Source organism: Pantoea sp. S-LA4 (assembly GCF_054482835.1).
Map to the genome: position 1 here is coordinate 1,503,801 of NZ_JBTLRC010000002.1, position 24,124 is coordinate 1,527,924.

Genomic DNA, 24,124 nt, shown 5'->3' on the forward strand with positions numbered 1-24,124 from the left:
GCCATCGGTGCCGCCTGTTTTTCTTCCAGCCTGTTTATGAATTGTTGTACCATCCTGCACATTTCCCCCCTATGATATTGATTCAGGTAAGAAAGCGTGATGGGTGAAGGAGCAGGTATATGAAATTCAAGGGCGCATTACTGCTGTGCTTGCTGCTGGTGGGATGCGATAAACCCAACGATACGCAGTTGGTGACGGAAACCGGGCGGGAGCTGCAGCGCACCATTGATACCAACCCGATGCGCAGCACCTGCGAAAAGATTGCTAAAGGACGTGAATGGCTGAGCCGTAATACGGTGCGCAAGCTGGAAGCGCAGGGTTGCGATCAGGTCTATCGCAGCGCTACCGAAACCAATTTTACTGACACCACCATTTATCGACGCACCATGACCATGGTCTGCGGCGGCATTGTCGGCAAAAGTTTTACCGGCACCGAACTGAGCCGGCGGTTTATCTTCTCGCCGGATGAAAAGGCGCTGGTCATCGAGCCGATGACCGAGGTTGATAAAACCCGCTTTGAAGGCCATAAAACGCTGCAGCAATTGCAGGATGATTTCACCCGGCAGCAGCAGCAATATTGCCAGTAATCAGCCCGGCACCGCCTGTTTCAGCTGAGCCAGCGAACAGCGCAGCCGCCAGAGAATACCGGCCAGTTCACTCGCCTCATTACTGCCCAGCGCCAGCAATGAGGCGATCATTCTCTCCAGCTCCGCCAGGATCAGATCCAGCGAACTGTGCTGCACCCCGCGACTGCTGATAATCCGCTGAAGATTCTGCAAACTGCTGTCGCGCACGCTGATCAGCGTGGCGGAATCCGCCTGCCACTGCCGCAACTGCCAGACAATATGCGAGCAATTGAGCAATACCACGCCCCAGCGCAATAACCAGACGCGCGCCTGCTCATCCCGGCTGTGACTAAGCTGGCTGATGCGATGATAAATCTGCGATTCAAAACGGCTTTCACTCAGGCGCGGACGCCGTCTGAGCTGATCAAGAAACGCCAGCCGCAATGCACGGATATGACGACGACTTCGGCGCGCATCTGAGCTGGGCCGTAAAATCTGGAACGCCAGCCAGGCCAGCAGGACGCCGCACACTTTGGCGATGTTGTCGTTGAAGAAATCCTGATAATCCCAGGTCGGCGGGTTGGTGACGGCGATGAACGAGCCCATAAACACAATAAATTGTCCCCACATCCCGGCGCGCTGCTTTTGCTGTAACTTAAACAGCTGCAGCGTCACCAGCAGCGGGAACAGCAGCAGTAAAAACTGCCACAGCTGGCTGATTTGCACCATCAGACCGAACTTCATCACAAAACTAAAGGCAAACAGCCACAGCAGGGTTTTCAGCAGCAGCGTCACGCTGCCGCCCGGCGACGGTGAAGAGGCATAGAGCACGCAGGCGATGGCGGTTAAGGTCAGTGCCGCCGCACCGGAGGACCATTGAGTATTGATCCAGAACGCGCAGCCCAGCACGATGATGCTGAAGGTACGCAGCGCGCTCCAGCCCGCTTCGGCGCTGTCGCTGTCGCGTGCTAAGGCCGGAACCGGCGGGGGCTGAAAGCGGGTATCGGCATCGGCGCGATCCAGCAACCGGATCCAGCGCAGCACGTTGAGATACATCCAGCAAAAATAACGCAGCCGCTGACAAAAAGCGCGCTGCCGGTAGTCACCGTCGGCCGCTGGCGTGACGCTACGCAGAATGCGCGCCAGCCGGTACTTATCACACTCCGGTTTCCCCAGCTCAGCCAGCAGCTGTTGCAACGCAGCAAACAGCGCGTCGGGCGCGTCGGGCCAGTTCAGCAACATACGGCGCAGGCTGGAGAGCACGCTGGTCAGCCGCAGCTGCTGGTGCAGCACGTAGTTGAGCACGTTGTTCTGGCGGCGAAAGCGGTAGTGGCTCCAGAAGGCCTGAATCCGCAGCAGATTCATGGTCAGAATCTGACTGATGACATTCTCATGCGCGGTACGAATGTTGTCACTGACCGACGGTTGCAGCAGTAACACCGCATGCTCCAGCAGCCTGGCGTGCATCTGCTTTAACGAGGTGATAAGCGTCTCGCCATCGGAGGTGCTCGGCAGCACCATCATCATAAAACCGGCACACAGGATGCCGGAGATCACTTCGCAGACCCGCGCCTGAGCGATGGTCCATAAATCGGTAATATCGGTGATGTTAACGCTGCTGAAGGCGATAATGGCTGCGGTATAGCCGGCGAGAGAAAAGGCGTAGGCGACATTGTTCTGATAGTGATTGGCGATGCCGGTACAGAGCGCCAGCCAGCCGGCAATCGCAAAGGTAAACAGCCAGGGTTCATTCAGGGTATGTCCGGCGATCAGCAACGCGGCGCTGGCCCCGAGCAGGCTGCCGACAATCCGGCCAAGGCTTTTGCTGATGGCACCGCCCACGGTCGGAAAACTGATGACTGCCGCCGAGGTCATCGCCCAGTAAGGCTCATCCAGATCCAGCCCATAGGCGATACTGAGTGCCAGACACATGGCAATGGCGTTGCGCAATGCATAGCGCCACTGATTAGCGTTGGCCTTAATCCAGGGTAACTGATCCCACGCCAGCCACTGAAAATTCATGGCTGAATGGTGATCGTGCAGGTGGTTCCGGCCACCAGTGGCACCTCAGCCGGCAGCGGATCGAGACGAATGCGTACCGGCACCCGCTGCGCCAGCCGCACCCAGGGCACATTAGGCTTGACGTCCGGCACCAGACCGCTGTCCGTCTCAATGCTCTGGTCGTAGATGGCGCGGCCAATACTGTCTACCTGGCCCTGGAGTCGTGCGCCATTGCTATAGAGCACCACCTGAGCCGCTGCGCCCGGATGAATATGGCGCAGCTTGGTTTCTTCAAAATAGCCCACCACGTAATAAGAGTGGCTATCGACCAGCGCAAACAGCGGACTGCCCGCGGTGGCGTAGTTGCCGGGCCGCAGAGTGAGATTAGTGATCCAGCCGTCAGTGGGCGCGGTCAGCGTCGTCTGTTGCAGATTCCAGCGCGCCCGATCCCGCTCCGCCTCGGCCGCTTTGGCACTGGCGACGGCGGCGTTAGCGGCCAGCCGTGCGGCGTCGAGATCTTCCGCTGAAATCACATTGCGCGGCAGGCGACTACGCCGGTTAAATTCGTGCTGCGTTCGGGCCAGATCGGCCTGCGCCTTGCTGAGTTGCGCTTCGGCATTGTCGAGTGCAATTTGCCACGGCACCGGGTCCAGCGTTAGCAATCGTTGACCCTGATGGACAAACTGATTGTCTTTGACCTGCAGCTGAGTAATGCGGCCAGAGACCTGTGGCGTGATATCGACCAGTTCAGCCCGTACTTTGCCGTCGCGCGTCCAGGGCGACTGCATGTAGTAATTCCACATCCATCCACCGGCCAGCAGCGCCAGCGCAAACACAATCAGGGTGGAGAAATATTTCACCGCGTTAAATTTCATACGATTATCCGTGACCGATGAGCCAGAGTGCGGCGGTAACGCACAGCACAAACAGAGAGAGATCAAACAGCGTGGGATGCCAGATATCACCAGAGTAGATCCAGCCGCGCACCAGCGGGTGAATCAGCAACCAGACCAGAAAACCCAGTATCACCGCTTTGAAGATGGGCGGGAAAAACAGCGAAGCGCCGACCACCAGATCGGTTAGCGGTTTGGCACTGGAGAAGAGGTGGGTGAGCACGTTTGATATCCTTAATTAACCCGAGCGGCAGCCCGAAAGCGATGCCCTGTCGCTGCGCGGCGGTCCGGGATTTGTAATTTATCCTGTAAACTCGCAGAATAGTGTAAAATCTGGCTTGATAGCTAGCAAGCTAATTATAAGGAGATGAAATGGATACGCCCCTCGGAACGGATTTATCTCGACTGGTGCGCATCTGGCGCGCGTTGATTGATCAGCGATTAAAACCGCTTGAGCTGACTCAGACTCACTGGGTAACGCTGCACAATATTCATCAACTGCCGCCAGAGCAGTCACAGATTCAATTAGCCAAAGCCATCGGCATCGAACAACCTTCACTGGTGCGGACGCTCGACCAGCTGGAGGATAAGGGATTAATTACCCGTTCGACCTGCGCCAACGATCGCCGCGCCAAGCGCATTAAGCTGACGCAGCAGGCGGAACCGATCATCGAACAGGTTGAGAGCGTGATTGATGAAACGCGCGATGATATTCTCTCCGGCATCAGCCGCGAAGAGATCAACCAGATGGTGACGCTGATTGCCCGGCTGGAAAAAAATATTCTCGAACTGCAGAACCGCGAGAAATAAAAAAACCGACGCTCAGGCGTCGGTTTTTTTTCACATCATTCGCCTTAGCGAGGTGAAACGGTCACCTGGCTGCCGTTCGATGCCATCACCACACGCTGACCAACCGAGTAGCGCGTTGCGGCCTGCTTCTGTACCACCATGATAGTGTTACCATCATCCTTACGGATCTCCAGCTCAACACCATCAGTCTTGTTCACTGCGCCCTGTACGCCCTGACCGGCTACGCCGCCCAGTACCGCACCGCCGGCTGTTGCCAGGCTACGTCCGCTGCCACCACCAATGGTGTTACCGAGGAAACCACCCAGCACGGCACCACCGATGGCACCAATCACGTTACTCTCATCTCCGCCCTGAATTTTCACCGGACGAACCGAGACCAGAGTACCGTAAGAGACGCTCTGAACCTGTTTGGCTTCACTGGCACTGTAGGTATCACCCGACAGCGTACTTGTGTTGCTACAACCTGCCAGCATCACACCGGTCAAAGCGACCACCACTACACGCTTAATCATTTGAAACTCCTTTAGTCGAGAAGGCGCCACGTTTATCGCGATATCCTGCACACAGTATAAGACACAAACCTGGCAAATTAATCCTTGTCCGAATAAAACACGGCTGGACAGAAGCATAGACTCTGTAAGGTTAACAATAATTCAATCGACGGAGAAAAATAGTGCCGTTGCGTTACCGGCTCGCCAGCTCTGAGAAATAAATAATTTAATCATAGAATTAGCCTGCGTATTTTGTCAGGCTAATCGCAATGATTCGCACCTCCAGCGGGGAGAAAACAATGGCTATAAAATCAGGACGTTATATTGGTGTGATGTCGGGCACCAGCCTGGACGGGGTGGATGTGGTACTGGCGGCGATTGATGAGAATCTGGTGGCGCAGCAGGCCAGCTACTGCCATCCGATGCCGCCCGATCTGCGCCAGGCCGTTCTGGCGGTTTGCCAGGGACAAAGCCTGACGTTGTCACAGCTCGGACAGCTCGATACCCGGCTGGGCCAGCTGTTTGCCGATGCGGTGCTGACCTTAATGCAGCGCGAATCGCTGGAGGCGAGCGATGTGGTCGCGATAGGCTGTCACGGGCAGACCGTCTGGCATGAACCGCAAAGTGCCGCCCCGAATACGTTACAGATTGGCGATAACAACCGGATTGTTGCGGCAACCGGCGTGACCGTTGTCGGGGATTTTCGCCGCCGCGATATGGCGCTCGGCGGGCAGGGCGCGCCGCTGGTGCCCGCTTTCCATCAGGCGCTGTTAATGGACGCCACGGAACGCCGCATGGTGCTGAACATTGGCGGCATCGCCAATCTCTCGCTGCTGTTTCCCGGCCAGCCGGTGCGCGGTTTTGATACCGGACCCGGCAACATGTTGCTGGATGCCTGGATCTGGCGCAATCAGGGCAAAGCCTACGATCAGGATGCACAATGGGCGCGCAGTGGCACTCTGATCCCGGCACTGTTAGAGGCGATGCTGCGCGAGCCGTGGTTTGCCCTGCCGCCGCCGAAGAGCACCGGACGGGAACATTTTAACCTCGGCTGGCTGGAGCAGCATCTGCGCCACTTCCCTGGGCTGGCGCCGCAGGATGTGCAGACCACGCTGGTGGAGCTGACCGCCATCACTATCTCCCGGCAGGTGCAGCTCAATGATGGCTGCGATCGTCTGCTGGTGTGTGGTGGCGGCAGCCGCAATCCGCTGCTGATGGCCCGTCTGGCCACCCATTTGCCGGGTACCGAAGTGACCACCACCGATGCCGCAGGGATCAGCGGTGACGATATGGAAGCGCTGGCATTTGCCTGGCTCGCTTTCCGCACGCTCTCAGGCTTACCGGGCAATCTGCCTGCGGTCACCGGCGCGCGGGAAAAGAGTGTGATTGGCGCGATCTACCCGGCCAATGTGCTCTACCGGCGCTGAGATTCACTCTGACGATTCGGGGGCGAAGCGCCCCCGTTTGATGAAGGGATACGCCGTCTGTCAGGCTGCGCCCGAGAGATGGGTCAGATTGCGCACGCCGGTGATCACCGTGGCAACCATGGTTTCACGGCGGGTAATGACTTCAACCTGGTAATACCGGCTGCGATAGGCGATGGAATAGATGATGGGGTGGTATTTATTGCCTTCTCCATAGCGAGAATAGTGCGCTTCGAGCGCACGCGTTGCGGCCAGGATATGGGCGGGCTCTTTATCACCGCGGATGATGTGCTTCATTCAGTTCCTCAAATGCTGTCCCTGGGAGTCACGTTGCACGCTGTGCGCGCTGCGTCGGCCTAAACACTGAACATCTGACTGCTAAACATCGGGGGTAATAACGGGTTGATAATGTCTGACTTTGCAGCCGGGAGATGACAGAGAGATGAAGATCATCACCCGGTGCTGCTTATTTATTAGCAGCACCGGGCCGATCCGGCAAGGCGGGGCGGGACAGATTCGTCTAAATCGCAGACTGTGCGATGACGTCAGAGGATCTGGGTTGCGTTCAGTTCTGGCCAGGCGACCGCCGCGATGCCGTTAAGCTGCGGCCTGGCGAAAAGATATCCCTGAAACTGCGAGACGCCTGCGGCTTCCAGCCACATCCACTCTTCCGGCTGTTCAATGCCTTCGGCGATAACGGAAATTTCCAGTGAGGAGCAGCATTTCAGGATCGCATGAATGATCGCCTGCTTAGGACCACTCTTGTGAACGCCGCTGATAATATTGCGGTCGATCTTGATCTTATCCGGCTGGATGCGCGTCAGCAGCGACAGGCCGGCAAAACCAGCTCCGAAATCATCCAGCGCCAGGCTGATACCGGCCGCCTTCAGCTGCTTAATCGCGGCTTCAAACTCATCAAGGCGGGAGATCACTTCGTTTTCAGTGAACTCCACCATGATCTGCTCAGGCACCAGACCCTGAGCGGCAATTTCATCCAGCAGGAACGGCACTGCATCAGGCACTTCCACCAGCGTCATCGGCAACAGATTAATCGAGAGCGTCAGCCCCTCAATGCCCAGCTGTTTAGCCTGGGCAAAGGCTCTCTTCTTCGACTGCAGATCGGTCAGGTAGATCTGATCGCGCGGCAGCTGTGCAAAATAGTCGAGCGGCAGTTCACCCTGTGGACCGCGCAGCAGCGCCTCCAGCGAGACAATTTCACAGGCAAGAGGATCGACAATCGGCTGAAAGGCAAAACTCACTTCATCAGCCGCAATCAGCGCCGCTTCGCCGTCGCGCCGGGGCGATTCATCACGGATAAAGGTCCAGCTGCTGGCAGCCGGGATCTCGTAATAGTTCTCTTTTTCCCGTGCTTCGACAAAGGTCCGCAGAAACTGCAGAGCGCGATCGGCATAGGTGAGCTGGAATTTTGTGGTGCATCTGGCCAGCACTGCGTCCAGCACTGACTCTTTATCATGTTGCCGCAGGTCAAACAGCTCCATGCCCACGTTGCCGAAGCGGCGTGATGGCGCATAATCGCGCATCAGTTCCACCAGGTTATGATGACGCGGGTCCTGACAAATCCGGCTATAGATCGCCTTTACCGCCTGTTCCGGACCTTCCAGTACCTGGAAAAAATGCGTGCCGTTGAACAGCAAAATGCCGGAAATACCAGAGGATTCATTGATTTTATTAGCTTTTACCGCCAAATCGTTTAGCGATTTCACCGGTACGTGCCCGGCGATATGGCTGCGGTAAATGATTGTCGACAACATAAAGGCTTCCGGATTTTTTGTTTTTGTCCGCACACATTACCAGAAGGTTTATCAGCGGTGAACGAGGCCTGGCCGCCTTTATTGCTCCGGAACGCATTTAATTGTCAGCGGGCAGCAGAGCATCCCCGGCACCCAGCGCTCGCTGCAGGAAAACGGTATCGAGCCAGCGGCCATGTTTAAAGCCGACCGACCTCAGCGTTCCTACCAATTCAAAGCCCGCCGCGCAATGCAGAGCAACCGATGCGCGGTTCTCGCTGTCTCCGACATTAGCAATCAACTGACGGTAACCCGCCTGTTCAGCCCAGGCGATAGCGTGACGCAGCAAACGCGAGCCGACGCCGCGCTGCCGAAACTGTGGATCGATATAGATTGAGTCTTCCAGCGTATAACGATAGGCGTGACGGGGACGGTAGGGCGCCAGATAACAGAAGCCCCGCACCTCGCCGTCACTCACAGCGATGAACCACGGCAGGCCCGCCTGCTGAATCTTATTCAGCCGCTGCGCCATCTCCGCTTCATCCGGCGCAACGGTTTCAAATGAGCCGGTGCCGTTAAGGACATGCCAGGCATAAATCTGCTGGATCGCCCTGATATGACGTGAATCCGCGTCAAAAATTTCCATTATCTCTCTCCTGGCCCTGCACGGTGATGCTGACTAAAAAACCACAATAAAGCGCGCGCTTTTGCCGCGCAATATGCACAGACCGCACCATAACGATTTCCTCTGACCGCGTCAGTCGGGGAAGAATGCTGCGGTTATTTGATCTGTTCAGCCTGACTGATTATTGGCTATTCAGTCTTTTCTGAAAACCGCGCCAGCATAATGATCCGCGCTGCGCTTATGGATATTATCCTCCGCCTGATCTCTGTGTAATAAACAAGCAGAGCGGATGAAATTTGCCAGGAGACGCAGCGTGATGCGATTTGTTGATTTTCTGAATAGCAAGCAGGGGCTTCGTGAAGCCAGAAAATACTGTTTTGAATTAAATGGCGTGGTGCTGGGCCATTTCACTGCGCTGTTTCTGCATGATAATCAGGTTATTTTTACCAAAGATGGTAAGCAGTGTGCCGTGCCTTATTATCTGGGGCCGGAACAGGATCTGTTAAACCAGACGATTAATCCGAGAATTAATAATATCCGCGTTATCTGATTTATCAGCGCAGCAATGAAAACAGGCGGCTGTGGGTTTATTTGTTTTATTGCTTACGCACAACCGATTAAACACCGATTCGCCGCAAAAGCGTGAACGTCGTTCTGGCCGTGCTGCCCAGTCAGGTCAGCGTTTTCTCTGTAACGTTATTTCAGCCGCAGCGTGCGGGTTTTTTTTGCCTTCAGAATCTGCGGTTTCTGGCGGCGCAAAAAAGAGCAACAGCAGCGCGCTGGCAGCAAACAGAACCAGAGTAGTGACCGCACCCAGCGCAGCATACCCCTGACCAAACAGCAGCGATCCCGTTACCTGGCCGACAGCCAGCATGAAAAACAACAAGCCGACGCCGGTTGCAGGTTCCTCTTCGGTGGCCTGCGCGCCCCAGACCAGCAGCACCCCTGACAGCGTGACGTAACCGGCACCGCAACAGGCCACCGCTATCAGTAAGCCGACGGAATTACCGTGGCTGAAGGCGATGACCAGCAGTGGCAGCGCCATCGCTGACAGCGACAGCCGGTAAACGGCGTTCAGACCGATCCAGGCTGCGACCGGCCCGGTAGCCACGCCGATAATGCCCGCGCCGCCTGCCACCAGCCACAGCAGGCGGGTGGTGGCGGGTTCCAGGCCGACATGCTGGCGCAGCAGGGCTGAGCCGAAGCTCCACCAGGCGGCGCTCGCCAGGCCGGACACGAAGGCAATGGCGATCAGGCGGATCATTGAACGGCGAAACAGTTGCTGATGCCAGGGCTGGCGGGTCGCGCCAGCAGCGGCCGCCTCACCGGGCAGTGCGCGCATGATCGGCCATATAGACACCAGCGCCAGCAGGGCGAACAGCAGACAGGACGCCCGCCAGCCGCCCGGTAAGGCCGCCAGCACAGGTACCGTCAGCATGATTCCGCCACTGGTTCCGGCATTGATCAGGGTATTGATGCGCGGCTGCCGGGCAGGGCTGATCCGCTGACTGACGGCGGCAGCCAGCGCCGGAGACGCCAGGCCAGAACTGAGTCCGGCGATAAACAGCCCGATCGCCAGCAGCAGCGCGGAAGAGGCACAGGCAAGCAGCAGCAGCCCTGTCGCTGCGCAGAGCGACGCCAGCAGTGCGGCGCGGCGCGAACCCCACCGTCGCGCCAGCGAGGCCGCCGCCAGAATGGTCAGGCAGTAAGCCACAAAGCTGCAGGCAGAGAGCAAACCTGCCCGCTGCGGGCTCAACGGAATATCGGCCGAAATCGCAGGCAGCATCAGCCCCCACGAAAATCTCGCCATGCCATAGGTCACCGCAATCAGGCTAAATCCGGTCAGCGCCAGTGCGCTCGCGGACCTCATTCCGCCGCGCCCTGCGGTTGCAGCAGCTGGATGGCCAGGGTGCCGGCCTGATTGGCGGCAGCATGACCGATAATCAGCGCCGAAGTAATCGCTCCTTCAAACAGCATCCAGATGGCGTCGCTCAGCAGCCGATTCTCTTTTCCCTGTACTGCGGTGACGCAGTCGCGAATGTAGTCACGCAGCGTGGTGCGAAAGGCCAGCGCCTGACCGGCGAGAGTGGCATCCCGCTCGGCATATTCGCCCCAGGCTTTGAGAAAGAAGCAGCCTTTCGCGCCATTCGCCTGCGTCCACTCGCCCAGCACCTGAAACAGCCGGGCAATCGCTTCTGGCTGCTGTGGCGCACAGAGGTCCGCCATAAAGCGTTGTTCCCGGGCGTGCATCACCGCAGCGGTCAGTGCCTCCCTGGAGGCAAAGTGATGGTAAAGCGTGCGCGTGGAGACGCCCGCCTCGCGGCAAATCTGGTCGGTACTGGTGGCGTGAAAACCGCTGGCATAGAACACCCGCTCGGCCGCCTGAATAATATCGTCTCTCTTTTTCATAGTTTAAAAGTAAAGCGATCGTTTTACTTTTTCAAGGTGCGTTCACTTTTGTTGCGTGCGCCTTAACTGATAAACCTCACAGTCAGGCTCTGTTCCGGCTGCGCTTTTTTGAGGCCAGCAGATAATGACCGGACGATTATGCTTCAGTTTATGAGCGCTCATCGTTGACCTGACGGTGTCCACTTTTTGCCACAGCCAGGTTAATCAAACCCGTGTCATCTTCGGATGCGGTCGCAGGGGTTATTGAGTTAAGATTTTGATTTTAATTATTTATTTTAGAGTGATTTACCAGCGATATTGATTAGCAGGCTGAATGGGACTGGCGGCGGAGAGGCAAAGGCGGGGTTATGTCGCACTGAGCGACTAAAGCGACTCAGGTCTCTGAAAACGGCTAAATCTCAAAGTCAGTTTAACCGGTACAATAAAGTGGTTTTAAGCATAACTCTCAGTTAGTTTAATAAAGCTTCAGATAAAAACATAAGCCCTTACGAATTTTGTCGGTTTTTTTAAGATACATACAGCAACGATTAGGATGAATACCATGCTCAAAGCCAGTTATTATTATCTGTGCCCACGTCCCATGGGTGGATGGATTTTACACAAAGAAGGTTGCGTTAATCTGTTAAAAAGCGATAAGCGCGTGTTTATTGGTTCGCTTTATACCCGTCAACAGGCATTAACCGTTGCGAAAATTCATCACGCTAATGCCACTATGTGCAGTGTTTGCCTGAATAATTTTATCTGCCCCACCAGTAGTACGGTAATTAAGCCTGCGCGCGCCGCAACGCCAACCCGTCACACGCCTAAACATTAATTCCGCTGTCGCTACAGCGTGACGGCCTGGATCGGCAGATAATCAATAAGCCGTGAGTCGCGGCAATTAATAAACAGAAAAAAGGCAGCGTGAATACGCTGCCTTTTTGATTATATAGCGGAGACGATTAAGCCTGTTTAGGCTGGCCGTTAGAAGCGGTAATACCGCCATCCACCGGCAGGTTTACGCCGGTAATATAACTGGCCTCATCGCTGGCAATAAAGACAATCGCACGGGCGATATCGTCCGCTTCTCCGGCACGCCGCAGCGGGATTCGATCGTAAAAGCGCTCCAGTAACGGCTGATTATCTTTCATATCTTCGGTTAAATCGGTAAAGGTAAAGCCCGGGCAGATAGCGTTGACCCGCACGCCGTCCGCGCCGTAATCCATTGCCAGGGCGCGGGTAAAGTTGGTGATAGCACCCTTCGCGGCGTTATAGATGCTCATGCCCCAGTCGCCGCCTAAACCGGAAACCGAGGAGATATTCACCACGTTGCCTTTACTGCGCAGCAGGGCGGGCATGAAATAGTGTACGCCGTGGAAGACGCCATCCAGGTCGGTTTTCATCAGCGTTTTCCATGCGTCAAGTTCGACCTCATGAATCCGGCCCTGCACGATCACCCCGGCATTATTGACCAGCACGTCAACCCGGCCATATTTATCCAGTACTTTTTCTGACAGTTGTCTGACCTGGTCAGCGTCGGAAACGTCACAGGCAGCAACCAGATGATCGCCCGCAGCCAGCCCGGCATGGGTTTTTTCCAGCTTTTCCTGCGTCCGTCCCACCAGCACGACCGATGCGCCTTCTTCAGCAAAGCGTTTAGCTGCTGCTTCGCCAATACCGGAGCCGGCACCTGTCACAACCACAACCTTCTGCGTAAATCTGGACATTATGCCTCCTTGTCAGCATCAATATTCATCGTAAACAACCGGTTAAGCCTGGCAGTCACAGCCAGAAACTCAAGCGCAGCGCGAAATGCGCTGCGCCTGATTGCCTTGCCTTAACCCTACGGACGTCTGAACAGGGCGAAGCTGCGGCCTTCCAGCTCGAAATCCTTCTCTTTGGTGATCACCAGACCGCGCTTCGCGGTATCGCTGGTGGTCAGCTCCAGCACCCAGCCGCCTTCGCCAAACTGCGGAATCTGGAACGGCACATTGCCTTCAAACGGATTGAACAGCATCAGGACGTCGTGCCAGATGCCTTCTTCAGTTTGCAGGTCCGGCCGCCCGATGTAGACGCCCAGCGTTGAGCCTTCATCCCACTGTTCCGCCTGCTGGAAGCCGCCACCGGCGTTGAACCATTTGATATCCATGCCATCGCGCCAGTTTTCACGGCGCAGCAGTGGCTGATCGGCGCGCAACTTCAGGATCTGACGGGTAAATTCACGCAGCGCCTCGGCGGACTCCGGCAGGTTATCCCAGTGAACCCAGGAGATTTCGCTATCCTGGCAGTAGCCGTTGTTGTTACCCAGCTGGCTGCGGCCAAACTCATCGCCCGCCAGCAGCATCGGGGTCCCGTGTGAGAAAATCAGAGTAGCGAGGAAATTACGCTTCTGACGTTCGCGCACCGCGTTAATGTTCTCATCGTCGGTCGGACCTTCCGCGCCGTAGTTGTAAGAACGGTTATCGTTGTGCCCGTCGTTGTTGTCCTCGCCATTCTCATCGTTGTGCTTGTCGTTATACGACACCAGATCGTTGAGGGTGAAGCCATCGTGAGCGGTGATGAAGTTGACGCTGGCCCACGGACGGCGACCGCGCTGGTCGTAGAGATCGCCCGATCCCAGCAGACGCGCCGCGAAGTCGGTCGAGACGTTGTTGCCTTTCCAGTAATCGCGCACCGTATCGCGGTACTGGTCGTTCCACTCTGCCCAGCCCGGCGGGAAGCCACCGACCTGATAGCCGCCCGGACCGATATCCCAGGGTTCACCAATCAGTTTTTTCTGTGACAGAATCGGGTCCTGCATCACGGCATCAAAGAAGCCGCCGCGTGGGTCGAATCCTTCGGGTTCGCGGCCGAGAATGGTGCCGAGATCGAAGCGGAAACCGTCGATATGCATCGATTCAGACCAGTAACGCAGCGAATCCATCACCATCTGCAGCACCCGTGGATGCGAGGTATTCACGGTGTTACCGGTGCCGGTATCGTTGATGTAGTAACGATGCTGGTCGGGCAGGGTGCGGTAGTAAGAGAAGTTATCGATGCCTTTAAACGACAGCGTCGGGCCCAGCTCATTCCCTTCGGCGGTGTGGTTATAGACCACGTCGAGAATCACCTCGATACCGGCATCGTGGAATGCGCGCACCATGTCACGGAAGCCCTGAATACCGCGCGGACCGAAGTAACGGGTGGCGGGTGCGAAGAAGCCGAGCGTGTTGTAGCCCCAGAAGTTTTTCAGCCCTTTATCCAGCAGATGCTGATCGTCCGGGAACCAGTGTACCGGCAGCAGTTCGACAGAGGTGATGCCCAGACTTTTGATGTAATCGACGGTGGATTTGTGGCTCATGCCATCGAAGGTGCCGCGCATTTCCGGAGGCAGCGCGGTGTTGAGCTGGGTGAAGCCTTTAACGTGAGTTTCATAAATCACCGTCTTCGGCCAGGGCACGTTGGGACGATGCTTATCCTGCCAGTCAAACTCATTCGGATCGATCACCCGGCATTTAGGGGTAAACGGCGCGCTGTCGCGGCTGTCAAAGGTCAGATCTTTGTCTTCGTGATAGAGGTCATAGGCAAAGTGCGCCTCGTTCCACTCAATGTCGCCAGCCAGTTCACGGGCGTAGGGATCGAGCAGTAACTTATTCGGGTTAAAACGGTGGCCGTTTTCCGGATCGTAGGGGCCGTAAACGCGATAACCATACAGCGCGCCCGGTTGCAGCCCAGGCACATAGCCGTGCCATACCTCATGGGTAAATTCCGGCAGTTCCAGCCGGGCAATTTCGGTTTTGCCGCCTGGATCGTAAAGACAAAGCTCGACCCGCTCGGCATGGGCGCTGAATAGGGCGAAGTTGACGCCCTGACCATCAAAGTTTGCCCCAAGCTGATGGCTGTAGCCCGCCGTGATTTCAAAACGCTTACTGTTTGACATTTATGCCTCGTTATTCAATGACCAGATTGACGCGTTAAAAAAAACTTCCTGAAAACGGACCCTTACAGCGCCAGCAGCACGGCACACCAGCCCGACGCAAGGTTATCCAGTTGCAGCCGGTCACCGGGCGCAATCTCGTTGCCACTCAGCAGATCGCGGTAGCGATGCTGGCTAAGTGAGGACGGCAGGGCGATTTCAGTCGCGGCCCAGCGGTCTGCCGGCGGCTGATCCAGCGTTTCCGGCAGGTGATTCAATACCAGCCGCGGGACAATCACGATCACCGCCTGATGCTGATGCTGACGGGCAAATGCCACTACCCGATCCTGATGCTCGCCGTGGGCGGTCAGCGGCAGATAGTCACCGTGGCGGAACAGCGACGGCTGCTGCTGGCGCACTGCCAGCAAGCGGGCAATGGCCTGCTGATTGACCTGACCGCGCAGCCAGTGACCGTCATCCTGTTCCTGCTGCGGCTGGTCCAGCATCGCCGCCAGCGCGGCAAAATCGGGTTCGCGCCGGTTATCCGGATCGACCAGGCTGAAATCCAGCGCCTCGCTGCCCTGATAAATATCCGGGACGCCGGGCGCGGTGAGTTTCACCACCGTCTGCGTCAGGCTGTTAACCAGTCCGGCCCGCACAAACGGCTGCAGGGCGGAGCAGAAATCGCGCAGGAAAGCGATATTGTCCGGTGCCAGCAGATGACGGGCATAATCGAGGACCGCCTGTTCATAGGCATCGTTGTTGTCTGCCCAGTCGGTGCGTAATTTCGCTTCACGCAGCGCTTTTTCGACGTAAACCACGAAGCGCGCTTCCAGCGCCGCCAGTCCGGCAGCATCGTCGGGCTGCAGCGTCGGTGGCCAGACGCCGGCCAGCGCTTCATACAGCATCCACTCCACCGCCGGTTCCGGTGCCGCGCCATCTTTCAGGCGGACGACCTTCGCCTGATTCATCTCCCGCCAGCGGGCGACGCACTCTGCCCAGCGCTCCGGCGCTTCGGTCAGGGTATAGAGCCGGGCGCGGGCATCTTCGCCGCGCTTGGTGTCATGGGTTGAGGTGCCGGAGAGCGCGTCGGGCTGATGTTCGCGCCGCGCCTGCATTTCGGCATGAAACTGATCCAGCGAAAAGTGACGCGCCAGCGGTTCGGCACCCACTTCGTTTAACGCCAGCGCCATGTGCTGACGGAAAAAGAGGGTGTCCTCCACCGACTTCGCCATCAGCGGACCGGTCAGTTGCTGGAAGCGGGTGCGGAACTGGGCGGCGTCTTCGGTGGCGGCTGCCGTGACCTCGCCGCGCAGAATGCGTACCAGCAGGTCAAGCGCATCCGCATCCGGCGCGCTGGCACTGGATTTGACCTGGCTGACCACCTGTTGCAGCAGCGCGTTATCGGCAGGCGTCAGCCCCTGTGGCGTGCCGTAAGTGCGGTAAACCGGAAATGCCACCAGCAGTTCGCGCAGCGCGTTCTTCAGTTCAGCTTCCGGCTGCGGCGTGCCGTCGTGGCGGGCGATGCCGAGAGCCAGCTGCAGCAGACGGTTAAATTCGCCTGCGAAGTTGCGATTAGCCATCAGTAACTTGGCCGCACGCAGCTCAGCTTTCATGTCGACCGTTTTGCCGATCACGGTCTGATAAGCCTTGCGCAGCGCACTGAGGCGATTACCGTCCACCAGCACATTCGCCAGCGCCGCCATAAACTCGTAGCCGGTGGTGCCGGAAACCGGCCACTCATCCGGCAACTGCTCGTTCTCGCCCAGGATTTTTTCTACCGTGAGGTAGCAATCGGGGCCAGCGGCCTGGCGTAACTGCTCAAGATAGCCGCGCGGATCGGCCAGACCATCGACGTGGTCGACGCGCAACCCCTGCACCGCGCCGCTGTGGACCAGTTCCAGGATCAGCTGATGCGCCGCATCAAACACCGCTTTATCTTCTACCCGAACCCCGACCAGGCCGGTCACTTCGAAGAAGCGGCGATAGGAGAGGTCGTTGGGTGCGTCACGCCACGACATCAGACGCCACGGCTGCTGGTCATGCAGCGCGGCAATCTGTGCCGGGTCGCGCAGGCCGAGCACCGCTTCTTCGCGGCCCTGCCAGGTGTGCGGGGCCAGCGGATAATAGTTGTCGTAGTAGGCCAGCGCCGGTTTGCCGCTCTGCGGGTCGCGCTGCACGCTGATTTCGCCGTTGGCCAGCACCGCCTCGAAGGTGTCGCCAAGGAACGGCAGCGTCAGGCGGCGTGACCAGTCAATGTCAAAGTAGTGGGCATACTGACTCTGTTCGCCGTGCTCGATCACGTCGCGCCACCACGGGTTCTCCAGCGAGGCGGCCATATGGTTGGGGACGATATCGAGGATCAGCCCAAGACCGGCCGCTTTCAGCGCCGCCGCCATCCGGTCAAAGCCGGCACGGCCACCGATCGAGGGTTCGATCTGGTTAACGTCGGTGACGTCATAGCCGTGGGTGGATTCGGCGGTGGCGCTGAAGATCGGCGAGGCGTAAAGATGACTGATGCCAAGCTGCTTCAGATAGGGGACCAGCGCCGCGGCACGGTCAAACGTCATGCCGTTGCGGAACTGGATACGATAGGTGGCGGTTGGGATATTCATTGTGCGGCTCCTTGATCCAGACGAACCACAATCGACTCTGGTGCCAGTTCGGGGCTCTCCTGCGGCCAGGCAAAGATGGTCTCACCCGGCAGATCGGCAATCGGCTGCGGCCGGTCGCTGAGGTTGAGCGCCAGTGACAGCGTGCCCTCAGGGAAGTCCCAGCGCACCGCGAAGAAACCGGGCGCGGTGTTGACCACCTGACCGCTGTTGCCGCCCGCGGTCTGCAGCAGCGGCACAATGTGCTGCTGGCGCAGTTGCAGCAGCCTGCGCGTCAGCGCCAGCCACTGCTGGCCTTCCGGCGTATCGGGCTTCTCCCAGTCCAGCTTTGAATCGGCAAAGGTCTGCGGATCGTTAGGGTCCGGCACGCTTTCACCTTCGTGACCAGCATGACCTTCAAACTCTCGGGCACGGCCTTCACGCACCGCTTTGGCCAGATCGCCATGGAAATCGGTGAAGAACAGGAACGGCTGCGTTTCGCCATACTCTTCGCCCATAAACAGCAGCGGTATGTGCGGCGACAGCAGTAACGTGGCCAGCAGCAACTGGGTACGTTCCACGCCGGCCAGGCTCACCAGCCTTTCGCCCTGGGCACGGTTACCCACCTGGTCATGGTTCTGAATGAAGTCGACAAATGTGACCGGTGGCTGGCTGCGGCTGTCAACGCCGCGCGGCTCGCCTGACTGCAGCGACACTTCGCCCTGATAAACGAAACCTTCCGCCAGCGCGCGGGCAACCCGCTGCTCCGGTCGATCGGCGAAGTCCTGGTAATAGGCATGCTTTTCGCCGGTCGCCAGTACGTGGACCGCATTGTGGAAGTCATCATTCCATTCGCCGGTAAACAGCGGTGCCTGACCGTTTTCATCGCGCGGATGCAGGAAGGTGACGTTGCGGCAATCTTCGGTGGTCAGGTGAATCGGCCGATCGGTAATCTCAGCCCGGATGCGTTCAGCAATCTCAATCAGCACATGTTTATCGGCCGGATCTTCGATCTGATCGATGGCGTCGAAGCGCAGGCCATCGAGGTTAAATTCTTTCAGCCAGTAGAGCGGGGCTTCGGTGATATAACGGCGCACCGCGTCAACGTCATAGGCGATGCCGGCGCCCCACGGCGTCTGGCGCTCTTTATGGAAAAAGTCTGGCGACAGCAGCGGCAGATAGTTGCCTTCCGGGCCAAAGTGGTTCAGCACGATATCCAGCACTACCGACAGGCCGTGACCGTGCGCCGCATCGACAAAGGCTTTGAAATCATCCGGCGTGCCGTAGGCGGCGTGGGGTGCATACAGCAGCACGCCGTCGTAGCCCCAGCCGCGATTGCCGCCGAACTGCGAAACCGGTAATACTTCAATCATGGTGATGCCGTTTTCCGCCAGCCACGGCAGTTTTTTAATCGCCGCCTGGAAGGTGCCCTGCGGCGTAAAGGTGCCGATGTGCAGTTCATACACCACCGACTCCTGCCACGGACGGCCTTGCCAGTCGGTGTTCTGCCAGGCGTAAGCCTCAGGATCGATCACCAGCGACGGGCCGTTGACGTCATCTTTCTGACCGCGCGATGCGGGATCGGGCACCGAGGTACCGTCGGCCAGCACAAAATCGTATTCGGCACCGGGCGCGACGCCGCCCAGCTGGGTTTCGAACCAGCCATCAGGCTGGCGTGTCATCTCAATATCTTTGCCGGATAGCCGCAGGGTCACGCGTTGCTGGCCCGTTGCCCAGAGACGGAAACGGACCTCATCGCCGGACACCCGCTCGGCGCCCCAGCTTTTAAAAAATGATTTGGATTCCATTCAGTTGCCTCGTTTAACCTGGAAATGCGCAATGATCGCCATCGCGCGGAAATGATGCCGATGATGCGAGCTTCAAAAACATAAACATGTCAGCGAGACCAGGATGCCAAATGGGTTGGCGCGTCTCTTCAGCCAGGATCCTGGACTGGTATTCAGCGTGATGCGGCGGGAAGTCAGGAATGAGACCGTTTCCACGCGGCATACGAAGAATAATCATAGACTAAGATGTCGCGATCGCAGGGCAGCGGGTCTTACAGAGGCGGGAATTTGCGTTAATGGCGTGGATTCGCATCCTCCGGGCGGTTCATCGTGCGCCAAAGCCGCGCAGAAAATCCTGCCGGAGCCGGTCGATTCCGTATAAGCTGGCTAACCTGCCATCGTCAGGCGTGCCGGACGACAGCAGTGCGAATTTATATTTTAAAAGGACCTTACGTGAGCAAAAAAGCCCTGTTTGTGGCGCTACTGATGCTGTTATCTGCCTGCTCTAATCGCGTCGGGCACAATCTGGATACCGCGCGGTTGCAGCATATCCAGCCCGGCCAGACCAGCAAAGCGCAGCTGATTTCGCTGTTTGGTCAGCCTGACAGCGAGACGCCCTATCCGGATGGACAGCGTTTGCTGAAATGGACCTACAGCGAAGCGCGCACCCTGAACACCACCGAAGGGCAGACGCTGACGGTACAGATGAAGAACGATAAGGTGCTGAACTTTGCCCTGAGCAAAAGCTGACGCAGCGGTTCATCGCCGGAGCGGGGGAAGGCGGCGCACGGGACGCCGCCGTGGATCAGGTTACTGCGGGCCGCCAGGCCGGATATCGGCACTTCCGGCAGTACTTCCGGCGGCACTCTCTGCACGCGGCTGGGCCAGCCGGGCGAAATCCGAACCCGCCGGATGCTGATAAATCTGCAGATCAAAATAGCGGGCCATCGCGTAAATATATTCAAAAATCGCCGCCTGGGTATTCTCATAATCAGCCCAGAAAATAGATGAGGTGAAGCAGTAGATCTCCACCGGCAACCCATCCGGCGACGGCTTCAGCGGACGCACCACGATATACATCTCTTTTTTAATATCATCGCGCTGGGCCAGCCAGGCGGTCAGGAATTTACGGAACACCATCAGGTTAGTGATGCCGTTCTCCATAAACCAGCGGTCGCCGACCGCGTTGATATCACGTCCATCCAGCAGCTCAGTGATCGATTCGCTGGCGATGCGGATCTGGCTCATCGCCTGCAGCTTCTCCTGATTTACAAAGGTGATCGACTTCTGATCCAGATAAAAGCTGCGCATGATACGGCGCGCGCCTGAAGAGAACATCGCCTGCCAGTTGGTGTAGGTCTCGGTGAGGAAATTCTTGGTCGGGATGCGCGAGATGGTGTTATCCCAGTTGCGGATGGTGATGGTATGCAGCGCAATATCGATCACCTCGCCGCTGATATTTCTGTCCGGCATCTCAATCCAGTCGCCCAGTTGCAGCACATCGTTGGAAGAGAGCTGAATATTCGCCACCAGCGACAGCAGCGTATGCTGGAAGATCAGCATCAGCACCGCGGCGACCGCACCCAGCGAGGAGATAATAATCGCCGGTGACTTGTTGGACATAATCGCCAGAATCATAATCGCGGCGATAATATGCACCAGGATTTTGCCAATCTGGATATAGCCCTTGATCGAGTGGTTCTTACGCTTCGATTTGCGCGAGTAGGAGTTGTTAACAATCTCCAGCACTTCATTGAAGAAGATCGACAGATAGACAAAAAACAGGATGCCGCAGATGGTCTGAATCGCCACTTTCAGATTCTCAGGCAGGCCTGGCATAAATTGCAGGAAATTGTAGACCACAATCACCGGCACAAAATTCGACAGCTTCTGAGAGAGCCGGACATCTTTATCCAGCGGAACGCCCTGTTTATGGCTGCTGAAAAAGACCTTTCTGATCACTTTGACGATGAAAAATTTGCAGATCAGGTGAGTGACCATCCCGGCCATTATCAACAGCAGCAGGCTGAAGCTGACCGACAGCACCCTGTTTCCCTCTATAAAACTCATCAGACTCTGAATGTAATGCATGATAACCACGTGCGAAAAATGTAAGGGGCGAATTCAACCACAGTGCGGCGCGGGTTGTTGAGCGCCGAATGCGTTTAGCGCGGCCGGCGGCCAGTTTTACCGATCCTGACGCTGAACAGCGGCAGATGCCGCGAAAAGTGTGCGCTTCCGCCCGATTATCCCGCTTAGCTACGCCTCGTTGCATCGCGGCACTCAGATAAAGCGCTTGCTAGCCGATAACTGCTTTATCTCCTCTGACATGAGCCTGCTGAAATGCTTAAAAATCTCAAAATAACCCACAGTATTCTCGCGGTACTTTTAATCTTTACCGCATTGCTGAGCCTGACCGGCTTTCTGCTGTATAACGCCGTCTCAAAAGCCGACCAGAACTTCGTGGCGGCAGAACAGCTGACGCTGCAACAGCAACACCTGAGCGATGCGGTAAAAACCCTGATTAAAACCCGCGTAACCATTAACCGGGTGGCGATTCGTTTTCTCAAAAACCAGCAGGACCCGGCGTCACTGGCCGCGATGGCGTCACTGCTGGATAAAGCAGGGCAGTCCGCCGCCGCCGCCGATGTTGAGTATCGTGCGTGGCAGGCGTTGCCACGCAAAGCGGGACAGGATGAGGCTCAGGCCGCTGAGGTGCAGGCCGCCTATCAGCAAATGCACGAGACCATGCTGGCGTCGGTCAACTTCCTGAAGCAGGGCAACTATCAGGCTTACGGCAATCTGGAAGCGCAGGCCGCGCAGGATCGGCTCGACAGCGCCTATGAAGCCTGGCGTGCGGTCAACATTCAGCTGATGAAAAATACCTCTGAACAGAACCAGCGCAGCCTGACCGACGCGCTCTGGACCCTGCTGATCCTGGGTCTGGTGACCGGAGTGATCATTTTCGCCGTCTGGGTTGGATTACAAAAACGACTTATCGGCCCGCTTAGCCGACTGACCGGCTATATCCGCGCGATATCGGCTGGCGATCTGACCTCAGATATTCAGCAGGAAGGCCGCAATGAGATGGGCCTGTTAATTACTGAACTGCAGCAGATGCGCGATGCGCTGGTGGTCACCATCACCTCGGTTGATGACGCCACGCGCTCTATCTTTACCGGCGCGGCGGAAATTTCAGCCGGCAGCACCGATCTCTCGTCCCGAACTGAACAGCAGGCGGCGGCGCTGGAGCAAACGGCAGCCAGCATGGAGCAGCTGACCTCGACGGTGAAGCTCAACGCTGACAATGCACAGCAGGCCACGGCGGTATCGAAACAGGCCTCGACCACTGCTACCCAGGGCGGCGAGACGGTGGCTCGGGTCATCGCTAATATGGAGCAGATCAGTGAAAGCTCCGGGCAGATCGCTGGCATCATTGCGATTATCGACAGCATCGCCTTCCAGACCAATATTCTGGCGCTCAACGCCGCAGTTGAAGCGGCGCGTGCCGGTGAGCAGGGCCGCGGATTTGCGGTGGTGGCGGGCGAGGTGCGTTCACTGGCAGGCCGCAGCGCCAGTGCCGCTCAGGAAATCCGTGGCCTGATCGATCGCTCAGCCGAGCGGATCAGAGCCGGGGCTGGCCATGCCTCTGAAGCCGGTAAGGCGATGGAAAGTATCGTGACCTCGGTCAGCCGGGTCACCCAGCTGATCGAAGAGATTGCATCCTCGTCGGTCGAGCAGACGCGTGGCATTGAGCAGGTCTGCATCGCGGTGTCAGAGATGGATGGCGTGACGCAGCAGAACGCCGCGTTGGTGGAAGAGTCGGCCAGCGCCGCCGCCTCGCTGGAAGAGCAGGCCAGCTATCTGCGTAAAACCGTGTCGGTGTTCAAAACCGGCAGTCTGCAGACGGCGTTTGCCGCCGAGCCGGTCCGGCCGGTGCTGAGTCCACTGCGTCCTGCTGCGGTCAGCCCGCAGGCGGATAACCAGAACTGGCAAGCCTTCTGAGTGGATGGCCGTCAGCCAGATGCTGACGGCCAGTGCCTGATAGCCAGGTTGAGCTCGTTGTGTTTGAGCTCAATCGGGAAGGGACTGGATTGCTGCGCAGCGATTGTAAAGGGTGAATGTTTTAAGAGTGAAGGGCGGACCTTAACGACTATTACTCATTTTTACTGACGCAGAATAAGAAGATAGCGATTGAGGCCCTGGCGAATAACTTCAGCGAATCACTATAGCCAGCTCAATCTACCGGTAGATAAATTCATATTTCACGATGTAAGTGCCAATATTATTTACACGAGCGGTTACCCATACTCCTGTCATTCCTTGCTTACGGTGATTGTGCAGATACTCTTTATTGATACAAAGCTGCTTCCATCTGCGGGTGTTCTGATCCTTTAGCCAGAGACCTGCTTCACAATGCCCGTACTTGCCTCTTGACGGGCCTGGGAAGACAACTTCATATTCCGATTCATAGCCTATAACATTGTCCGGGAAGAGATAAACATAGACATCATAACAATTTAATGACAACACAAAACCCAGAATAAAACCGCCACTGAATGCATTAAACAGAGATTTTAACTTTTTATTAAAAGTGTCCCTGCAGCAAGCCAGTGCCAAAATAATGATGCCCATAAACAGGCCGGATAAAATATAGGTTTTCCATTCAGGGACCGATTTTTTTAAAACTGTATCGTGGGAAATGCTTGTTGCCCACAATGTATACCAGCACCAGCCACCTAACAGAATGTATACCACTGCAGCAGTAAACCATTTCCTGAAATTATCTTTGAAATAAGTAATACTTTTCACCATTATATTCCCTTATTTATCAGTGAGTAATATTTCCACTTTTACGACATGTTCTCTTAACTTTAGCGTCTGGCGCAGCTTCCTGTTTCGGCT

22 protein-coding genes are annotated in these 24,124 nt (G+C 56.9%); 7 read left to right on the plus strand and 15 right to left on the minus strand.

Going from position 1 to position 24,124, the window contains the following annotated elements; genetic code table 11:
* The first annotated feature begins 119 nt into the window (after positions 1–119).
* Positions 120–587 carry a hypothetical protein gene (locus ACX3P5_RS07895; protein ID WP_233984455.1) on the plus strand — a complete coding sequence of 156 codons (468 nt, stop codon included), beginning with the start codon at positions 120–122 and terminating at the stop codon, positions 585–587.
* Here ACX3P5_RS07895 and ACX3P5_RS07900 read toward each other — a convergent pair whose 3' ends face one another.
* The 3 genes from ACX3P5_RS07900 to ACX3P5_RS07910 are packed head-to-tail and all read right to left on the minus strand — an operon-like array spanning position 588 to position 3,683.
* A complete protein-coding gene (locus ACX3P5_RS07900; protein ID WP_233984454.1) occupies positions 588–2,588 on the minus strand; it encodes an FUSC family protein in 2,001 nt (666 codons plus the stop codon).
* Complete coding sequence (locus ACX3P5_RS07905; protein ID WP_458968515.1) at positions 2,585–3,442, minus strand: efflux RND transporter periplasmic adaptor subunit; 858 nt, start codon at positions 3,440–3,442, stop codon at positions 2,585–2,587. Before ACX3P5_RS07905 ends, ACX3P5_RS07900 begins: the two co-directional genes overlap by 4 nt.
* A 4-nt stretch (positions 3,443–3,446) precedes the next feature.
* Complete coding sequence (locus ACX3P5_RS07910) at positions 3,447–3,683, minus strand: DUF1656 domain-containing protein (RefSeq protein ID WP_233984452.1); 237 nt, start codon at positions 3,681–3,683, stop codon at positions 3,447–3,449.
* Between the two features lie 149 nt (positions 3,684–3,832).
* Between ACX3P5_RS07910 and slyA the strand changes: the two genes are divergently transcribed.
* Positions 3,833–4,270: a transcriptional regulator SlyA gene (slyA, locus tag ACX3P5_RS07915; RefSeq protein ID WP_233984451.1), complete on the plus strand. Its 438-nt coding sequence runs from the start codon at positions 3,833–3,835 to the stop codon at positions 4,268–4,270.
* 44 nt (positions 4,271–4,314) lie between these two features.
* Here the strand turns inward: slyA and slyB are convergent, their stop codons facing one another.
* Positions 4,315–4,782 carry an outer membrane lipoprotein SlyB gene (gene slyB / locus ACX3P5_RS07920; RefSeq protein WP_094121943.1) on the minus strand — a complete coding sequence of 156 codons (468 nt, stop codon included), beginning with the start codon at positions 4,780–4,782 and terminating at the stop codon, positions 4,315–4,317.
* A 284-nt stretch (positions 4,783–5,066) separates the two neighbouring features.
* On the opposite strand from slyB, the gene anmK reads away from it, so the two are divergent.
* Positions 5,067–6,188: an anhydro-N-acetylmuramic acid kinase gene (gene anmK, locus ACX3P5_RS07925; RefSeq protein ID WP_233988185.1), complete on the plus strand. Its 1,122-nt coding sequence runs from the start codon at positions 5,067–5,069 to the stop codon at positions 6,186–6,188.
* Positions 6,189–6,248: 60 nt separating this feature from the next.
* Here anmK and ACX3P5_RS07930 read toward each other — a convergent pair whose 3' ends face one another.
* The 3 genes from ACX3P5_RS07930 to ACX3P5_RS07940 all read right to left on the minus strand — a co-directional run bounded on the left by ACX3P5_RS07930 (position 6,249) and on the right by ACX3P5_RS07940 (position 8,579).
* Positions 6,249–6,482, minus strand: a complete 234-nt coding sequence (locus tag ACX3P5_RS07930; RefSeq protein ID WP_233984450.1) for a DUF4060 family protein — start codon at positions 6,480–6,482, stop codon at positions 6,249–6,251.
* Between the two features lie 248 nt (positions 6,483–6,730).
* Positions 6,731–7,957: a diguanylate phosphodiesterase gene (locus ACX3P5_RS07935; RefSeq protein WP_336755108.1), complete on the minus strand. Its 1,227-nt coding sequence runs from the start codon at positions 7,955–7,957 to the stop codon at positions 6,731–6,733.
* 97 nt (positions 7,958–8,054) lie between these two features.
* The gene (locus ACX3P5_RS07940) at positions 8,055–8,579 is read right to left on the minus strand and encodes a GNAT family N-acetyltransferase (protein ID WP_233984448.1); all 525 of its coding nucleotides are present in this window, start codon (positions 8,577–8,579) and stop codon (positions 8,055–8,057) included.
* A gap of 295 nt (positions 8,580–8,874) precedes the next feature.
* On the opposite strand from ACX3P5_RS07940, the gene ACX3P5_RS07945 reads away from it, so the two are divergent.
* The gene (locus tag ACX3P5_RS07945; protein WP_233984447.1) at positions 8,875–9,108 is read left to right on the plus strand and encodes a hypothetical protein; all 234 of its coding nucleotides are present in this window, start codon (positions 8,875–8,877) and stop codon (positions 9,106–9,108) included.
* A gap of 126 nt (positions 9,109–9,234) precedes the next feature.
* Here ACX3P5_RS07945 and ACX3P5_RS07950 read toward each other — a convergent pair whose 3' ends face one another.
* Both ACX3P5_RS07950 and ACX3P5_RS07955 read right to left on the minus strand, forming a co-directional pair.
* Positions 9,235–10,428 carry an MFS transporter gene (locus ACX3P5_RS07950; RefSeq protein WP_458968516.1) on the minus strand — a complete coding sequence of 398 codons (1,194 nt, stop codon included), beginning with the start codon at positions 10,426–10,428 and terminating at the stop codon, positions 9,235–9,237.
* Positions 10,425–10,967: a TetR/AcrR family transcriptional regulator gene (locus ACX3P5_RS07955; protein ID WP_233984445.1), complete on the minus strand. Its 543-nt coding sequence runs from the start codon at positions 10,965–10,967 to the stop codon at positions 10,425–10,427. Before ACX3P5_RS07955 ends, ACX3P5_RS07950 begins: the two co-directional genes overlap by 4 nt.
* A 541-nt stretch (positions 10,968–11,508) precedes the next feature.
* Here ACX3P5_RS07955 and ACX3P5_RS07960 point away from each other — a divergent pair.
* A complete protein-coding gene (locus ACX3P5_RS07960; RefSeq protein ID WP_094121385.1) occupies positions 11,509–11,781 on the plus strand; it encodes a hypothetical protein in 273 nt (90 codons plus the stop codon).
* A gap of 127 nt (positions 11,782–11,908) precedes the next feature.
* Here the strand turns inward: ACX3P5_RS07960 and budC are convergent, their stop codons facing one another.
* The 4 genes from budC to treZ form a co-directional block, all read right to left on the minus strand.
* Positions 11,909–12,673: a meso-2,3-butanediol dehydrogenase gene (gene budC, locus ACX3P5_RS07965; protein WP_233984444.1), complete on the minus strand. Its 765-nt coding sequence runs from the start codon at positions 12,671–12,673 to the stop codon at positions 11,909–11,911.
* Between the two features lie 116 nt (positions 12,674–12,789).
* Positions 12,790–14,865, minus strand: a complete 2,076-nt coding sequence (glgX, locus tag ACX3P5_RS07970) for a glycogen debranching protein GlgX (protein ID WP_336755111.1) — start codon at positions 14,863–14,865, stop codon at positions 12,790–12,792.
* A 62-nt stretch (positions 14,866–14,927) separates the two neighbouring features.
* Positions 14,928–17,456, minus strand: a complete 2,529-nt coding sequence (treY, locus tag ACX3P5_RS07975; RefSeq protein WP_458968517.1) for a malto-oligosyltrehalose synthase — start codon at positions 17,454–17,456, stop codon at positions 14,928–14,930.
* Positions 17,453–19,240 carry a malto-oligosyltrehalose trehalohydrolase gene (gene treZ, locus ACX3P5_RS07980; RefSeq protein WP_458968518.1) on the minus strand — a complete coding sequence of 596 codons (1,788 nt, stop codon included), beginning with the start codon at positions 19,238–19,240 and terminating at the stop codon, positions 17,453–17,455. Before treZ ends, treY begins: the two co-directional genes overlap by 4 nt.
* Before the next feature lie 465 nt (positions 19,241–19,705).
* On the opposite strand from treZ, the gene ACX3P5_RS07985 reads away from it, so the two are divergent.
* A complete protein-coding gene (locus ACX3P5_RS07985) occupies positions 19,706–19,969 on the plus strand; it encodes a hypothetical protein (RefSeq protein WP_458969172.1) in 264 nt (87 codons plus the stop codon).
* A gap of 60 nt (positions 19,970–20,029) precedes the next feature.
* Here the strand turns inward: ACX3P5_RS07985 and ACX3P5_RS07990 are convergent, their stop codons facing one another.
* Positions 20,030–21,310 (minus strand): mechanosensitive ion channel family protein, encoded by a 1,281-nt coding sequence (locus ACX3P5_RS07990; RefSeq protein WP_233984439.1) that lies wholly within the window; start codon positions 21,308–21,310, stop codon positions 20,030–20,032.
* Positions 21,311–21,562: 252 nt separating this feature from the next.
* On the opposite strand from ACX3P5_RS07990, the gene ACX3P5_RS07995 reads away from it, so the two are divergent.
* On the plus strand, positions 21,563–23,224 hold the full coding sequence (locus ACX3P5_RS07995) for a methyl-accepting chemotaxis protein (protein WP_458968519.1): 1,662 nt from the start codon (positions 21,563–21,565) through the stop codon (positions 23,222–23,224).
* A 237-nt stretch (positions 23,225–23,461) separates the two neighbouring features.
* On the opposite strand, the gene ACX3P5_RS08000 is transcribed toward ACX3P5_RS07995, so the two are convergent.
* Positions 23,462–24,034, minus strand: coding sequence for a hypothetical protein (locus ACX3P5_RS08000; protein ID WP_233984437.1), 573 nt, complete (start codon positions 24,032–24,034; stop codon positions 23,462–23,464).
* Positions 24,035–24,124 lie beyond the last annotated feature (90 nt).

What these genes read in the sequence shown, in the direction of transcription:
- treY (WP_458968517.1), bottom strand. Translation starts at nt 17,456, where the DNA reads ATGAATATCCCAACCGCCACCTATCGTATCCAGTTCCGCAACGGCATG.
- ACX3P5_RS07985 (WP_458969172.1), top strand. Translation starts at nt 19,706, where the DNA reads ATGCTGTTATCTGCCTGCTCTAATCGCGTCGGGCACAATCTGGATACC.
- ACX3P5_RS07905 (WP_458968515.1), bottom strand. Translation starts at nt 3,442, where the DNA reads ATGAAATTTAACGCGGTGAAATATTTCTCCACCCTGATTGTGTTTGCG.
- ACX3P5_RS07995 (WP_458968519.1), top strand. Translation starts at nt 21,563, where the DNA reads ATGCTTAAAAATCTCAAAATAACCCACAGTATTCTCGCGGTACTTTTA.
- ACX3P5_RS07955 (WP_233984445.1), bottom strand. Translation starts at nt 10,967, where the DNA reads ATGAAAAAGAGAGACGATATTATTCAGGCGGCCGAGCGGGTGTTCTAT.
- ACX3P5_RS07930 (WP_233984450.1), bottom strand. Translation starts at nt 6,482, where the DNA reads ATGAAGCACATCATCCGCGGTGATAAAGAGCCCGCCCATATCCTGGCC.
- treZ (WP_458968518.1), bottom strand. Translation starts at nt 19,240, where the DNA reads ATGGAATCCAAATCATTTTTTAAAAGCTGGGGCGCCGAGCGGGTGTCC.
- ACX3P5_RS08000 (WP_233984437.1), bottom strand. Translation starts at nt 24,034, where the DNA reads ATGGTGAAAAGTATTACTTATTTCAAAGATAATTTCAGGAAATGGTTT.
- slyA (WP_233984451.1), top strand. Translation starts at nt 3,833, where the DNA reads ATGGATACGCCCCTCGGAACGGATTTATCTCGACTGGTGCGCATCTGG.
- ACX3P5_RS07960 (WP_094121385.1), top strand. Translation starts at nt 11,509, where the DNA reads ATGCTCAAAGCCAGTTATTATTATCTGTGCCCACGTCCCATGGGTGGA.
- ACX3P5_RS07935 (WP_336755108.1), bottom strand. Translation starts at nt 7,957, where the DNA reads ATGTTGTCGACAATCATTTACCGCAGCCATATCGCCGGGCACGTACCG.
- ACX3P5_RS07895 (WP_233984455.1), top strand. Translation starts at nt 120, where the DNA reads ATGAAATTCAAGGGCGCATTACTGCTGTGCTTGCTGCTGGTGGGATGC.
- glgX (WP_336755111.1), bottom strand. Translation starts at nt 14,865, where the DNA reads ATGTCAAACAGTAAGCGTTTTGAAATCACGGCGGGCTACAGCCATCAG.
- ACX3P5_RS07940 (WP_233984448.1), bottom strand. Translation starts at nt 8,579, where the DNA reads ATGGAAATTTTTGACGCGGATTCACGTCATATCAGGGCGATCCAGCAG.
- ACX3P5_RS07945 (WP_233984447.1), top strand. Translation starts at nt 8,875, where the DNA reads ATGCGATTTGTTGATTTTCTGAATAGCAAGCAGGGGCTTCGTGAAGCC.
- slyB (WP_094121943.1), bottom strand. Translation starts at nt 4,782, where the DNA reads ATGATTAAGCGTGTAGTGGTGGTCGCTTTGACCGGTGTGATGCTGGCA.
- ACX3P5_RS07950 (WP_458968516.1), bottom strand. Translation starts at nt 10,428, where the DNA reads ATGAGGTCCGCGAGCGCACTGGCGCTGACCGGATTTAGCCTGATTGCG.
- ACX3P5_RS07900 (WP_233984454.1), bottom strand. Translation starts at nt 2,588, where the DNA reads ATGAATTTTCAGTGGCTGGCGTGGGATCAGTTACCCTGGATTAAGGCC.
- budC (WP_233984444.1), bottom strand. Translation starts at nt 12,673, where the DNA reads ATGTCCAGATTTACGCAGAAGGTTGTGGTTGTGACAGGTGCCGGCTCC.
- ACX3P5_RS07990 (WP_233984439.1), bottom strand. Translation starts at nt 21,310, where the DNA reads ATGCATTACATTCAGAGTCTGATGAGTTTTATAGAGGGAAACAGGGTG.